This is a genomic window from Rhodococcus sp. HNM0569 (assembly GCF_012726205.1).
Lineage (GTDB): Bacteria > Actinomycetota > Actinomycetes > Mycobacteriales > Mycobacteriaceae > Rhodococcus_F.
Genome location: NZ_JAASAE010000005.1, coordinates 1 through 12,714 on the forward strand (window position 1 = coordinate 1; position 12,714 = coordinate 12,714).

Below are 12,714 nucleotides of genomic sequence, written 5' to 3' on the forward strand. Positions count from 1 at the left end.
CACTGGCGATGAAAGCCGGGCCACGCACACTCGCCGTCGTGCTCTCGCCAGACGACGTCGACACCGTCCTCACCGGTGCCGACGACGCGTTCACCGCGGCGAATCGCGAAAAGGTGGCAGCACTGTCGCCGTTCCAGCCGCACGGCGTGCTGATCTCACGGGGCGAACTCCGCCACGCGCGGCGCTCGTTCAACGAAGCGATTCTCGACACCGGCTCGGCGCTGCACCGGCTCGCCGAACCGTTCGTCGACGTCGTCGAACGCGAAGCCGACGCACTCGTCGACACGGCCTGGCGCACCGGCACACTCGGCGCGGCCGCCTTCACCCGGGCCTGGTGGCGCGTCGTCCGACAGCTCGTGTTCGGACCGGCCGCGCGCGACGACGACACGCTCACCGACGAGTTGTGGAGGCTGCGGTCGGACGGCAACTGGTCGTACGTGCATCCCGTCCGCCACCGGCTGCGCGATCGGTTCACCGCTCGGCTGCACCGCGCTGCACAGGACGCGCCGGCAGAGTCGCTTGCGGGAGCCGTTGCCGCGACAGCGGCCCCGGGTGCTGTCGATGCGGTGGGGCAGATTCCGCACTGGCTTTCGCGTTCGACGCCGCGGGAATGGTCACCTTACGCACGCTCGCCGTCCTGTCGACCCACGACGAGCACCGCGACGCGGCGCTCGCCGAGTACGCCGCGGAGTCTGGACCGGCCCGCCCGCTGCGGCGATTGCGTGACTGCGTCCTCGACGCGACGCGTCTGTGGCCGACGACGCCCGTCATCCTGCGGGACTCGCTCGTGCCGACCGCGTGGTCCGACGACCGAGGCAGCCACACGATTCCCGCGGGTACCGGCTTCGCGGTCGTCGCGGCGGCATTCCACCGCGACGACGGGCTGCCGTTCGCGCACACCTTCACGCCGGAGATCTGGTCGGACGGGCGAGCCGACACCCACCCGGCGCTCGTGCCGTTCAGCGCCGGCCCGGCGCGCTGTCCCGGCGAAAACCTCGTGCTGCTCGTGACCAGTTCGATGCTGGGTGCGCTGCTTTCCCGCGGTGGGTTCGACGTGACCTCACGCGTGCGGCCCACCCCACACGCGCCGATGCCCGCGACCCTCGACCACTTCGGGCTGACGTTCGCGGTGCGCTGAGCGCCCGCTCCACGTAAGCGGCCGCCGGACGTCGGGAGGGAGTGCAGTGGCGTCGTTGCCGTGCGCGGACTGCAACTGCCCCTGGGTGACGAACAGTGCGTCCGCCAGGTCGGCACCGTCGAGTCGCGCACCGCGCAGATCGGCCCCCAGCAGGTCGACGGCGGTGAGATCGCTCCCGCGCAGATCACTGCCGATCAAGCAGGCTCCGCGCAGGTCCTCGCCGACCAGGTCGAGTCGGCGGAGGTCACGGCCGGCGAGATCAGCTCCGGACCCGCCGAGTCCACCGGCCTTCCGGTCGGTCGCACGGTAGGCCGCACGCACCTGTCGGCTCGTGTCGACGAGAACCGCACGGACCTCGTCCCGCAGGCTCTCGACGTCGAGACGAGCCAGATGGTGCGGTTCACGCCGGGTCAGCGCGGACAGGCCCTCGGAGAGGTCGTGGGCGGCGTCCACGGTCGTGCCCTCGTACGCGCGTCGGGTCGCTTCCGCGAGATGCCACAGCATCTCGTGCAGTTGGCGGACCACCGTGAAGACGTCGTGCACCAGCGCGGCATCTCGTGGCGACGTGCGCGCGGCGTCGTCCCCGAACGACCGAGTGACCCGCTGCCCGGCGCCGAAGCAGTCGAATGCGATGCAGCCGCGGTAGCCGCGCGCCTCGAGACGGTCGTGGATCGTGCACGAATGGTCCTGGTCGAGGTGATGGCACGGCGTGCCCGCGGACTTGTCTTCCGGGAAGTCGGCCGAGCGTGTGAAGGCGAACGCCGCGCAGCACAGCGCGACACAGTCCTCGCAGTGCGCGTGCAGCGCAGCGCGGTCGGGTACCGGCGGGGAGGCCATCGCCCGCAGCGTACTGCGCACCGACCGTGGGGCGCCTGCGAATTGTTCGACGCCGCCTCAGTGCACCGGACCGATGCGGCTCGGCGGCCAGAACTTGAAGACCGCGCGGCCACGCACGTTGTCGACGGGCACGGTGCCCTGCAACTCGTCGGTGACATGTGCGCGCGAGTCGGCGGAATGATTGCGGTTGTCGCCCATCACCCACACATTCCCGTCGGGCACCGTGATCGGGCCGAACATGCGGCCGGCCGGATAGGCCGCGTTGCCGCCCGCCGGATTCCACGGGAAGTCCGACTCGACGTACGGCTCGTCGAGCGCGAGTCCGTCGACCGTGACCCGGCCGGTGGGATCGCAGCACTGCACGGTCTGACCGCCGACCGCGATGACCCGCTTGACGAGGTCGTTCTCGTCGGGCGGCGCGAGACCGACGACGGACGCCGCGTTCTCGATCGCCCGAATCACCGAGTTGTCCGACCGGATCGACGTGTACGCGGTGTTCCACGACGGCGGCCCGACGAAGACGACGACATCACCGTTCTCCGGCTCGCTCACCTGGTACGTCAGCTTCTCCGCGATGATCCGGTCGCCGGTGCAGCCCGGGCAGCCGTGCAGTGTCGGTTCCATCGACTCGGACGGGATGAAATACGGCCGTGCGACCCAGGTCTGGAGCGCAAACGCGGCGACGACCACCACGACCACCAGCACCACCGTGTTCCGGATCGACCGGAGTGCTCGACGTCGCGCCACTCGTCCAGGCTAGAGAATTGCCGCGAACGCCGGGCCGTCTCCGCGGGATTCGCGTGAGAAGGCCCGACGCCGGGCTCACGCGAACTCGAAGCCGTGGTAGTGGGAGACGGCGACACCGTCGCAGATCTGCTTGTACGTGCCCACGCCGGCCACGAAGGGCAGGAAGACCCGTTTCTTGCCGGGGACGTTCGCGCCCATGTACCACGACGCGGCGTTCGGGAACAGCGTCAGGTCGGCGGTGTCGTTCGTCGTGTTCACCCAGTTGTCCTCGGCATCGACGTCCGCCTCGATGCGGGCGAATCCGCGTTCGCGCACGTGGGCGAGTGCCGACGCGATCCATTCGACGTGATACTCGATCGACGTCATCATGTTCGACAGCACAGACGGGCTCTGCGGGCCGGTGACGGTGAACAGATTCGGGAAACCCGCCGACATCAGTCCGAGGTACGTGCGCGGACCGTCCGCCCACTTGGCGCGCAGCGTGCGGTCGCCGTTGCGCACGTCGATCGCCTCGAGCGCGCCGGTCATCGCATCGAAACCGGTGGCGAACACGATGACATCGACCTCGTGCTCGGTTTCGCCCGCGACGACGCCGCGTGCGGTGATCCGCCGGATCGGGTCTTCGGTGAGATCGACGAGCGCGACGTTGTCGCGGTTGTAGACCTCGTAGTAGCCGGTGTCGACGCACATCCGTTTCGCGGCGATCGGGTACGAGCGGGGCGTGAGCTTCTCCGCGACCTCGGGGTCGTGCACGGTCTCGCGGATCCGGGTACGCACGTACTCGGCGGCGAGTTCGTTGGCCACCGGATCCTGCAGCAGGTCACGGAAGGTCTGCTGGTAGCACAAGCCGCCGTCCAGCCAGCGTCTGCCGAGTTCCGCGGACGCGTCGTCTGCGGCGAGGTCGTCGAAGAAGGGCGGCTCGTCGCCCGCGCACTGCGCGCCGCCTCGTGAGAGCCGGCTGAGCTCGCGGAACTCGGGGTAGTGGGCCTTGACCGCCGCGAGTTCGTCGGTGATGGTCCGATTGCGCGCGGGTACCGCGTAGGGCGGCGTGCGCTGGAACACCGTGAGCGCTGCGACATCGGGCGCGATGGCCGTGATCGTCTGCAGGCCCGACGATCCCGTTCCGATCACGGCGACCCGCTTGCCGGTGAGATCGACGCCGTCGTGGGGCCAGTTCCACGTCCGGTAGGTGGCACCCGTGAATTCGTCCTCCCCCTCGAACCGCGGATGCAGCGGCACCGACAGGCACCCGGTGGCCGCGACGACGAAGCGGGCCGTGCGACGCGCACCGTCGTCGGTCGTGACGGTCCACTCGTTCGCCGTGTCGTCGAAGTCGAGTGCGGTGACCCGTGTGTCGAACTCGATGTCGCGCCGTAGGTCGTGACGGTCGGCGACATGCCGCACGTAGGCGAGGATCTCGGGCTGCGCGGCGTACCGCTCGCTCCAGTCCCACTCCTGCTCGAGCTCGGGGTCGAACGAGTAGGAATACTCGATCGACTCGATGTCGCACCGGGCTCCGGGATACCGATTGTGGTACCACGTGCCACCCACGTCGGGCGCCGCCTCGAGCACCTTCGTGTCGAAACCGAGCTCCCGCAGCGCATACAGTTGATAGAGGCCCGCGAAGCCGGCCCCGATGACGACGACATCGTGATCTGCCATCTCATACCACCTTTCGCTGGACGGGTCCGTCAGCTCTGCCTGCGACGAAGGCCCCGATGTAGTCGGCGACGAGTGCGATGCCGGCGGCGTAGCCGGGCAGGATGTTCGCCATCTGGAAGTACGCGTGCATCTGACCCGCCGCCTCCTCGAGCGTGACGGGCACCCCCGCGTCGGCGAGCGCCTGCGCGTACGCGACGCCTTCGTCGTGCAGCGGGTCGTACTCGGCGACGTACACGAGGGCGGGCGGCAGACCGGACAGGTCGTCGGCACGCAAGGGCGACGCATCCGGGTGCCTGCGCGCGGAGTCGTCGGGCAGGTAGTGGTTCCAGAACCAGATCATGGTCTCGCGCCCGAGCAGCAGCTGGTTCTCGGGCGCGAGATAGGACGGCCGTTCGAAGTCGCAGTCGGTCACCGGGTAGACGAGCACCTGACAGTCGACCGTCGGCCCACCGCGGTCGCGTGCCCATCGGGCCATGACGGCGGCGAGGTTGCCGCCTGCGCTGTCGCCCGCCACGATCAGCGGCACGCCCGCGGGCGCGAAGTCCGCCGCATGTGATGCCGCCCAGGTCAACCCGACCCAGCTGTCGTCGAGCGCGGTGGGGAAGGGGTGTTCGGGTGCCTTGCGGTAGTTGACCAGCACGACCGTCGACCGGGTCAGCTGGGCGAGATGCCTGCCGACGTGGTCGTACTGCAGATCGATGTCGCCGATCACCCAGCCGCCGCCGTGGAAGTACACGACGACGGCCTGGGGTTCGCCTTCGGGAACGAGGACCCGGACGCGGACGCGGCCACCGTCCGCCGCGTCGAGCTTCAGGTCGTGCACCGACGCCATCTCGGGGCCGCGTCCGCTGAGGCCGGACATGATCGGGCCGCTCATCCGGGCGATCGCCGGCGTGCTCTCGTGGATCGGCGGGTCGCGCTGTTCCGCGAGCTGCGCCAGGAAGATCTGCGTGACGGGATCGAGCGGCATGGGTTCTCCTATCCTTGGATCGACTTGACCTCGAGGAACTCTTCGAGTCCGAACACCCCGGCCTCGCGGCCGTTGCCCGACTGCTTGTAGCCACCGAACGGGGCGTTGGGGTTGAACGCCCCGTCGTTGATCTGGATCTGGCCGGCCCGTATCCGGCGTGCGATCGCCTCGGCCCGCTCGCGCGAGGCCGACCACACCGCCCCGGCCAGCCCGTAGTCGGTCGCGTTCGCGAGCCGGACCGCCTCCTCCTCGCTGTCGTAGGGCTCGATCGAGAGCACCAGGCCGAAGATCTCTTCCCGGTGAATCGTCATGTCTTCGGTAACATCCGAGAACACCGTCGGCCGCACGAACGCGCCGGGCGCGTCGATGTTCGGCTCCCCTCCGGTCACCAGCCGGGCACCCTCGTCGATGCCCTTGCGGATGTAGCCGGCCACGCGCTGCTGCTGGGCACGCGAGGACAGCGGACCGACCGCGGTGCCGTCGTCGGTGGGATCGCCGACCGGCAGGGCGTCGGCGGTCGCCTTCGCGAGCGCCTCGACCTCGGCGAGCTTGCCGCGCGGCACGAGCATCCGGGTGAGCGCGGTGCACGTCTGGCCCGAGTTGAGCATCATCGCCTGCACGGACGTGGGCACGACCGCGCCGAGGTCCGCGTCGTCGAGGACGACATTGGGGCTCTTGCCGCCGAGCTCGAGCGAGACCTTCTTGACCGTACCGGCCGCGACCTCGGACACCCGCCGACCCGCACGCGTCGAACCGGTGAAGCTCACGATGTCGACGTCGGGATGCCCGGCGATCGCCTCGCCGACGTCGGAGCCCGTGCCGAACACGACGTTGAACACGCCTGGGGGAAGGCCGATCTCGTCGACGATGTCGACGAGGGCCAGCGCGCACAGCGGCGTCACCTCGCTGGGTTTGACGACGACGGTGTTGCCCGTCGCCAAGCCGTACGCGACTTTGAGTGCGATCTGGTGCAGCGGATAGTTCCACGGGGTGATCGCGCCGAGCACGCCGAACGGTTCGCGGACGATCGTCGAACCTCGGTGTTCGGTCTCGAAATCATAGCTGCGCACGATGTTCGCGGCTTCCGCGAAGCTGTTGAGTGGCAGCGGTACCTGGATGGCGCGGGCGACCGAGATCGGGCAACCCAGCTCCGACGAGATGGTGCGGGCGATGTCCTCACTGCGTTCGGACAGCTTGCCCGCAATTGCGGCGAGGTAGTCGGCACGCTGGTCGGGCGGCGTCTGCGACCACGCAGGGAAGGCGGCGCGCGCGGCGGCCACCGCGGTGTCGACGTCGGAAGCGGTGCTCGCAGTGACCTCGGCGATCACCTCGTCCGTCGCCGGATCGGTGACGGGGATGCGTGTCGTGCCGGTCGACGGCGTCCAGGCGCCGTCGATGTAATTCTTGTCGTGGATGGTGCTGTCGCTCATACGAATACGCTCCGGAAGTCGGCAGGTGGGAAGTCGGCGGTGGGCGGTCGGTCAGTAGTCGGCGTCGGAGTACACGACGAGGCCGCGCAGGTTCTTGCCGTCGAACATGTCCTGGTAGCCCTGGTTGATGTCTTCGAGGCGGTACCGCGTGGTGACGAGTTCGTCGAGCTTGAGCTGACCGGTGCGATACAGGTCGAGCAACTTCGGAATCTGGGTGCGCGGGCCGACGCCGCCGAAGATCGCGCCCTGCACACGCTTCTGCAGCAGCGTCAGCTCGAACAGGTTCAGGTCGACCGTCGACTGCGTGAAATCGCCCATGCCCGTGACGATCACCTGACCGCCCTTCGCGGTGAGGCTCAGTGCCTGCTGGATGTGCTCGCCGTGTATCTCGCCCACGGTGATGATCGTGACCTGCGCCATCTTGCCCCACGTGAACTCGGGGATCTCGGCGGCGGCGTCCTCGACCGACGCGTACGAGTGGGTCGCGCCGAACTCGAGGGCTTTCTTGCGTTTGAAGTCGACCGGATCGATCGCGACGACGTAGCGTGCGCCCGCGAAGGCTGCGCCCTGGATCGCGTTGATGCCGACACCGCCGATGCCCATGACGACCACCGTGTCGCCGGGGCGGGTGTCGCCGATCTCGGTGGCCGAACCCCAGCCCGTCGACACACCGCAGCCGAGCAGCGCCGCGGTCTCGAGCGGAATGTCGTCCTCGATCTTGACGACCGACGCCTGGTTGACCGTCACGTACGGCGCGAACGTGCCGAGCAGGCACATCTGGATCACCGGGTCGCCGTCGCGTGTGACCCGGTAGGTCTTGTCCGAGATCGCCTGTCCGGTGAGCAGTCCGGCCCCCTCGTCGCACAGGTTCTGCAGGCCCGACGCGCACGACGGGCACGTGCCGCACGCGGGGATGAACGCGAGCACCACGTGATCGCCCTCGGCGAGGCGTGAGACGCCCGGGCCGACCTTGGTGACGATGCCCGCGCCCTCGTGGCCGCCCAGGACGGGCATGAACGGGACCGGGCTGCCGCCGGAGACGACGTGCGCATCCGAATGGCACAGGCCCGATGCGGCGAGCCGCACCTGCACCTCGCCTTCCACCGGATCGCCCAGATCGACCTCGGAGATGCGCCAGGGCGCGCCGATTTCCTCGATGACCGCAGCCTTGACCTTCATGCGACGCCTCCTCGCGTGGGTGCCCCGGCGCGTGCTGTCCCGCCCGGGTGACTGAATGTGATGTAACTCACGTCTGCACGGTAGGCCTGTCCGGCCGGGACGCGACAGGACACGCGCGGCCACACCCCGACTTTTCCGGCCACTCTCGCGCTCGTCGACACCGTTGACGCTGTCGGCGTGGTCGGCGACACTGACCGCATGGAGCCCGAACCCGGTGGTCGAGGCGAGACGACCGGGCCCGGCTCGGCGCAGGCTCTGCACGCGTCGAACCGGATCCTCGCGGCCATCACCGACCTTTGGGACCATCCGCGCAGTCCGGTGTCGGTCGCGATCATGTGCCGATGGGCCGCCGAGCACGGACGCTCCCGCGACGCACTGTTGCGCGGATCGGGCATCGAGCCGGCGTCGCTGACGGACGTCGACGCACTCGTCGAAGCGCGTCAGGAACTGGCCGTCATCCGCAATCTCGTGGCATCCGCAGGCCGACGGCCCGGGCTCGGCGTCGACCTCGGCCGTCGCTACCACCTCACCGCCTACGGATACCTCGGCTACCTGCTCGCCGCGTCGGCCACGGTGCGCGAGACCGTGCAGCGGGGCCTGCACTACGCCTTGCTCACCTTCGCGTTCGCCACCATGACGGCGCGAGTGGACGACGGAAGATACGTGCTCACGCTCGAGGCCGACGACGTCCCCGCCGACATCCGGCACTTCGTCCTCGAACGCGACATGACTGCCGTCGTCCAGATCCATCGCGGGATCTTTCCCGGTGCCGACGATCCGCTCGTCGAGATCCGGCTCCCGCTCCCCGCACCCGCCGACTCCGCGGGGGAGACGGCCTACCGGGAGTACTTCGGTGTTCCGGTCCTCTTCGGATCGCCGCGAGCCGAAATCGTCTACGAAGGCACCTATCTCGATCGGGAACCGCCCATGGCGAACGAGCACGCGGTGCAACTGATGCTGGCCCACTGCGAACGCATCCGCGCCGAGCGGCTGCACAGCACGGGTGTGGCGGCGCAGGTGCGCGCACACCTGCTGGACCTGTCCTCGCTCGACCTCACCCTCGACGACGTCGCCGCGCGTCTGCACTACGCACCGCGCACGCTGCGCCGGCACCTCGAGCACGAGGGCACCACATTCCGCGAACTCGTCGACGAGGTGCGCCGCATCGTCGCCGACAACCTGCTGCGCGAGCAGTCCGTCCCGCGGTACGAGATCGCCCACCGTCTGGGCTACTCCGACTGGTCGAGTGTGGCGCGCGCCCGGCGGCGGTGGCAGAGCCGATGACCGCCGCCCGGCGCCGCTCGGCAGTGTGGGTAGGATTCTTCCCTGCCGAGGCGTACGTCTCGGCCTGGGGCGGTAGCTCAGTCGGTTAGAGCCGTGGACTCATAATCCATTGGTCGCGGGTTCGAGCCCCGCCCGCCCCACGTCGTGAGCACTCTGCGAGTCCCCGCACGCCGGTATCACTCACGAGGGGGAGTGCGAAAGCGCCCCGCGACGGGCTGTCCACCTGCAGACTCGGAGCATGACCGGCAGGTGGGTGCTGCACGTCGACCTCGACGAGTTCATCGCGGCCGTCGAGATCCTGCGCCGCCCCGAACTGCGCGGGAGACCGGTCGTGGTGGGCGGGCGCGGGGACCCCTCGGAACGTGCCGTGGTGTCGACCGCGTCGTACGCGGCCCGTGAGTACGGAGTCGGCTCGGGCATGCCGCTCAAGATCGCGGCCCGCAAGCTGAAGGATGTTCCCGACGCGGTGTTCCTCCCCGTCGACGCCGACGAGTATTCGGCGGCGTCGGCCGTCGTGATGGACACCCTGCGCGGGTTCGACGCCGTCGTCGAGGTGCTCGGGTGGGACGAGGCATTCCTCGGCGTCGTGACCGACGATCCGGAGGCGCTCGCCGAGCGGATCCGGGCCGCGATCCTCGACGCGACGGGATTGCACGCGTCGGTCGGCATCGGCGACAACAAGCTGCGCGCGAAGATCGCCACCGGATTCGGCAAGCCGCGTGGGGTCTTCCGGCTCACCGCGGCAACGTGGTTCGACGTGATGGGGGAGCGGCCGACGGACGCCTTGTGGGGCATCGGTAGCCGGACGGCGAAACGACTCGCCCGGCACGGCATCACGACGGTGCGCGAGCTTGCCGCAGCCGACGACCGGGTGCTGGCAGCGGAGTTCGGTCCGAAGATGGGGCCGTGGATCGGGACGATCGGCAGGGGATCCGACACCTCGCCGGTGACCGCTGATCCGTGGATCGCGCGTTCGCACAGCCGCGAGACCACCTTTCCCGAGGATCTCACCGACTGGTCGGAGGTCGCGGAGCACGCGCGACGGCTCGCGGCCGTCGTCACCGCCGACATCGTGGCCGAGGACCGCCCGGGCGTGCGAGTCGGCCTCAAGGTGCGGTACGCGCCCTTCGAAACCCACACGGTCAGTGCGCCGCTCGCCGATCCGACCCTCGACCCCTCGGTGGTCGCCGACGCGGCGGTGGCGCTCACCGACCGCCTCGACCACGCACGGGCCGTGCGGCTGCTCGGCGTCAGGGTCGAGATGGCACCACCACGCCCTCACGCAGCAGGCGGCGAAGTACCACCATCGCGTCGTCGGTTGTGAGGCCCGGCAACGTCTCCGCGGTCACCGGGCGGCCCGTCGCGATCTCGCGCAGCGCGGCGACGCACTGCGACGGAAACCGGATCGTCTTGTCCGGCAACCGTAGTGTGGTCCGCGACATGTGGCCCTCGTGATCGTCGCCGCCCGTGCGCTCCTCCTCGAGTGACACGACCAGTGCGTGCCTCAGGGCCACCGTGCTCGTCGCATCGAAACCGCCGAGCGCGGAGAGGGTTTCGAGCGGCCGGACGGGTGTGGGCCGCGTTCGCTGCAGGAACCGGTCGCGGACCGCGCCTGCGGTCTGCCCCGCCGCTTCGTCGGCATGACGTGTCAGCACCTCGACCACGGCGGCGAGTGCCTTACGCACCTCGGGTTCGACGGCGGACCGGTCCGTGAGGTCGAGGCCGAAGGGCAGGGGCCGCCGCAGGTCTTCGTCGCGTGCAAGCGCCGCGAGCGCGTCGCGCGCGAGATCGTAGCCGGTGAACGCCTCGACACCCACGGTCAGATGGATCGACGTCTCGCCGAGCGCGACTGCCGAATGGATCCAGCCGCGCGGCAGGTACAGCGCGTCGCCGGGTCCGAGTTCGACGTCGAGCACCGGTTCGTCCCGGGCACGCGCCGCGACTGCCTCGCGATGATCGGTCCACGGCTGGAAGGACAACGGATGCGCGAAGACCGGTGCATGTACGCGCCAATGCTTGTGCCCGTCGACCTGCAGCACGAACACGTCGTGCACGTCGTGATGCGGGTCGAAGCCGCGGCTGCCCGGCGGGGTGATGTAGGCGTTGACCTGTGTGGGATATCCGATGTCGTCGACGATCCCGCGGGCGAAGTGCACGAGCGGCGGCCACAGCCGGTGCAGTCCCTGCAGCACGATGCTCGCGCCCTGCGCGTACTCGGCCAGCACACCCGCCGAGTCGATCTGGTCCGGCATCTCGGCGCCGAATCCGCCCGAGCGAGTGAAGCACGCACGGTCGAGGACGGTGCCGTCGCGTGCCATCCGCAGGAAGGGCGTGCGGACGCCACGTTCGGCGATCAACTCGTCGACCGCATCCGCGGACAACAGGTCGGTGAACGGGCCGGGCAATTCCTGCGCGCGGCTCAACAGCGGGCCGCGGCCCCAGAAGTCGCGGCCGAACACCGAGGGTTCGACCGCGACACACCGTTCGAGCACGGGCGTCAGGCGCGTCCGTCGGCGCCGCCGTCGTGGCCCTCCGGATTGGAGCCGCCGTCCGCGGGGCCTTCGCCGGGGTCCGCCGGTCCGTCGGCGCCGCCGTCGTGGCCCTCCGGATTGGAGCCGCCGTCCGCGGGGCCTTCGCCGGGATCGGCCGGTCCGTCGGCGCCGCCGTCGTGGCCGCCGGGATTGGAGCCGCCGTCCGCGGGACCCTCGTCGGGGTTGGCGCCGGAGGTGGTGATGTCGTCGTCTTCGAGTGCCATGGGGGTCCTCTCTGGTCCTTCCACACGTCACCGCCGCCCGCGGTCGGGCGCGGTCGCCGACGGGGTGCCTCGCCGGGGGGTTCGTCAAACATCGGGCCGCGGCGCGCACAACGGACCTCGCCGTTGTGCCGGTCCCGCACGCCGCGGCCTTCGCGTCGCCTACGGTGCGAGCATGGCGATCACACCCGACGGCAAGGACTGGACCTGGGTACTGGATCGCCCGTGTCCCGAGTGCGGGTTCGACGCGAGCACCGTCGTGTACGACGAGGTGCCGACGTTGACGAGACGCGCGGCAGCGGTCTGGTCGGACGTGCTTCGCCGCACGGACGTCGCCACGCGGCCAGACCCGTCGGTGTGGTCGCCTCTCGAATACTCGGCCCACGTGCGTGACGTGTGCCGCATCTTCACGATCCGCCTCGCGCTCATGCTGTCCGACGACGAACCCGTGTTCGCGGACTGGGACCAGGACGCGACCGCGGTGCGGGCCCGCTACAACCACGAGGACCCCGCGGCGGTCGCGGTCGCGTTGACCGACGCCGCGGACGCGGTCGCCTCGGGATTCGCCGGCATCGACGTCGCGAGACGTGACCGGGTGGGGCTGCGTTCCGACGGGCACTCGTTCACCGTCGAGTCGCTCGCGCGGTACTTCGTGCACGACCCGATCCATCACCTGCACGACGTCGGCGTGCCGTGGCCGGGCCGGGCCGGCTGA

At 69.8% G+C, this 12,714-nt stretch carries 13 protein-coding genes and 1 tRNA gene; 5 read left to right on the top strand and 9 right to left on the bottom strand.

Annotated elements, in window-relative coordinates:
- Nucleotides 1-193: hypothetical protein (locus tag HCA44_RS20965; protein WP_240945396.1), on the bottom strand; the 193-nt coding region annotated here is incomplete at its 3' end.
- A gap of 417 nt (nucleotides 194-610) precedes the next feature.
- Here HCA44_RS20965 and HCA44_RS20970 point away from each other — a divergent pair.
- A complete protein-coding gene (locus tag HCA44_RS20970) occupies nucleotides 611-1,138 on the top strand; it encodes a cytochrome P450 (protein ID WP_240945397.1) in 528 nt (175 codons plus the stop codon).
- On the opposite strand, the gene HCA44_RS08485 is transcribed toward HCA44_RS20970, so the two are convergent.
- The 6 genes from HCA44_RS08485 to HCA44_RS08510 all read right to left on the bottom strand — a co-directional run bounded on the left by HCA44_RS08485 (nucleotide 1,061) and on the right by HCA44_RS08510 (nucleotide 7,963).
- Nucleotides 1,061-1,975 carry a pentapeptide repeat-containing protein gene (locus tag HCA44_RS08485; protein ID WP_169648122.1) on the bottom strand — a complete coding sequence of 305 codons (915 nt, stop codon included), beginning with the start codon at nucleotides 1,973-1,975 and terminating at the stop codon, nucleotides 1,061-1,063. The genes HCA44_RS20970 and HCA44_RS08485 overlap by 78 nt on opposite strands.
- 57 nt (nucleotides 1,976-2,032) lie before the next feature.
- On the bottom strand, nucleotides 2,033-2,722 hold the full coding sequence (gene lepB / locus HCA44_RS08490) for a signal peptidase I (RefSeq protein ID WP_169648123.1): 690 nt from the start codon (nucleotides 2,720-2,722) through the stop codon (nucleotides 2,033-2,035).
- 75 nt (nucleotides 2,723-2,797) lie between these two features.
- Nucleotides 2,798-4,384 carry an NAD(P)/FAD-dependent oxidoreductase gene (locus HCA44_RS08495; protein ID WP_169648124.1) on the bottom strand — a complete coding sequence of 529 codons (1,587 nt, stop codon included), beginning with the start codon at nucleotides 4,382-4,384 and terminating at the stop codon, nucleotides 2,798-2,800.
- A gap of 1 nt (nucleotide 4,385) precedes the next feature.
- Nucleotides 4,386-5,354 carry an alpha/beta hydrolase gene (locus HCA44_RS08500; RefSeq protein ID WP_169648125.1) on the bottom strand — a complete coding sequence of 323 codons (969 nt, stop codon included), beginning with the start codon at nucleotides 5,352-5,354 and terminating at the stop codon, nucleotides 4,386-4,388.
- A gap of 8 nt (nucleotides 5,355-5,362) precedes the next feature.
- Complete coding sequence (locus HCA44_RS08505; protein ID WP_169648126.1) at nucleotides 5,363-6,784, bottom strand: aldehyde dehydrogenase family protein; 1,422 nt, start codon at nucleotides 6,782-6,784, stop codon at nucleotides 5,363-5,365.
- Between the two features lie 51 nt (nucleotides 6,785-6,835).
- On the bottom strand, nucleotides 6,836-7,963 hold the full coding sequence (locus HCA44_RS08510) for an NDMA-dependent alcohol dehydrogenase (protein ID WP_169648127.1): 1,128 nt from the start codon (nucleotides 7,961-7,963) through the stop codon (nucleotides 6,836-6,838).
- A gap of 198 nt (nucleotides 7,964-8,161) precedes the next feature.
- On the opposite strand from HCA44_RS08510, the gene HCA44_RS08515 reads away from it, so the two are divergent.
- The 3 genes from HCA44_RS08515 (at nucleotide 8,162) to HCA44_RS08525 (ending at nucleotide 10,571) form a co-directional block, all read left to right on the top strand.
- Nucleotides 8,162-9,247 (top strand): AraC family transcriptional regulator, encoded by a 1,086-nt coding sequence (locus tag HCA44_RS08515; RefSeq protein ID WP_169648128.1) that lies wholly within the window; start codon nucleotides 8,162-8,164, stop codon nucleotides 9,245-9,247.
- A 66-nt stretch (nucleotides 9,248-9,313) separates the two neighbouring features.
- Nucleotides 9,314-9,387, top strand: a tRNA-Ile gene (locus tag HCA44_RS08520).
- 98 nt (nucleotides 9,388-9,485) lie between these two features.
- Complete coding sequence (locus HCA44_RS08525; RefSeq protein WP_169648129.1) at nucleotides 9,486-10,571, top strand: DNA polymerase IV; 1,086 nt, start codon at nucleotides 9,486-9,488, stop codon at nucleotides 10,569-10,571.
- Here the strand turns inward: HCA44_RS08525 and HCA44_RS08530 are convergent.
- Nucleotides 10,498-11,739: a cupin domain-containing protein gene (locus HCA44_RS08530; RefSeq protein WP_169648130.1), complete on the bottom strand. Its 1,242-nt coding sequence runs from the start codon at nucleotides 11,737-11,739 to the stop codon at nucleotides 10,498-10,500. The genes HCA44_RS08525 and HCA44_RS08530 overlap by 74 nt on opposite strands.
- A gap of 5 nt (nucleotides 11,740-11,744) precedes the next feature.
- Nucleotides 11,745-12,002, bottom strand: coding sequence for a BatC protein (locus HCA44_RS08535; protein WP_169648131.1), 258 nt, complete (start codon nucleotides 12,000-12,002; stop codon nucleotides 11,745-11,747).
- 172 nt (nucleotides 12,003-12,174) lie between these two features.
- Here HCA44_RS08535 and HCA44_RS08540 point away from each other — a divergent pair, with 172 nt between their 5' ends.
- Nucleotides 12,175-12,714 (top strand): DinB family protein, encoded by a 540-nt coding sequence (locus HCA44_RS08540; protein ID WP_169648132.1) that lies wholly within the window; start codon nucleotides 12,175-12,177, stop codon nucleotides 12,712-12,714.

Bases quoted from the DNA above. Each gene is read 5' to 3' on its own strand.
- HCA44_RS20970 (WP_240945397.1), top strand. From the start codon at position 611: ATGGTCACCTTACGCACGCTCGCCGTCCTGTCGACCCACGACGAGCAC.
- HCA44_RS08485 (WP_169648122.1), bottom strand. From the start codon at position 1,975: ATGGCCTCCCCGCCGGTACCCGACCGCGCTGCGCTGCACGCGCACTGC.
- HCA44_RS08495 (WP_169648124.1), bottom strand. From the start codon at position 4,384: ATGGCAGATCACGATGTCGTCGTCATCGGGGCCGGCTTCGCGGGCCTC.
- HCA44_RS08500 (WP_169648125.1), bottom strand. From the start codon at position 5,354: ATGCCGCTCGATCCCGTCACGCAGATCTTCCTGGCGCAGCTCGCGGAA.
- HCA44_RS08505 (WP_169648126.1), bottom strand. From the start codon at position 6,784: ATGAGCGACAGCACCATCCACGACAAGAATTACATCGACGGCGCCTGG.
- HCA44_RS08510 (WP_169648127.1), bottom strand. From the start codon at position 7,963: ATGAAGGTCAAGGCTGCGGTCATCGAGGAAATCGGCGCGCCCTGGCGC.
- HCA44_RS08515 (WP_169648128.1), top strand. From the start codon at position 8,162: ATGGAGCCCGAACCCGGTGGTCGAGGCGAGACGACCGGGCCCGGCTCG.
- HCA44_RS08525 (WP_169648129.1), top strand. From the start codon at position 9,486: ATGACCGGCAGGTGGGTGCTGCACGTCGACCTCGACGAGTTCATCGCG.
- HCA44_RS08535 (WP_169648131.1), bottom strand. From the start codon at position 12,002: ATGGCACTCGAAGACGACGACATCACCACCTCCGGCGCCAACCCCGAC.
- HCA44_RS08540 (WP_169648132.1), top strand. From the start codon at position 12,175: ATGGCGATCACACCCGACGGCAAGGACTGGACCTGGGTACTGGATCGC.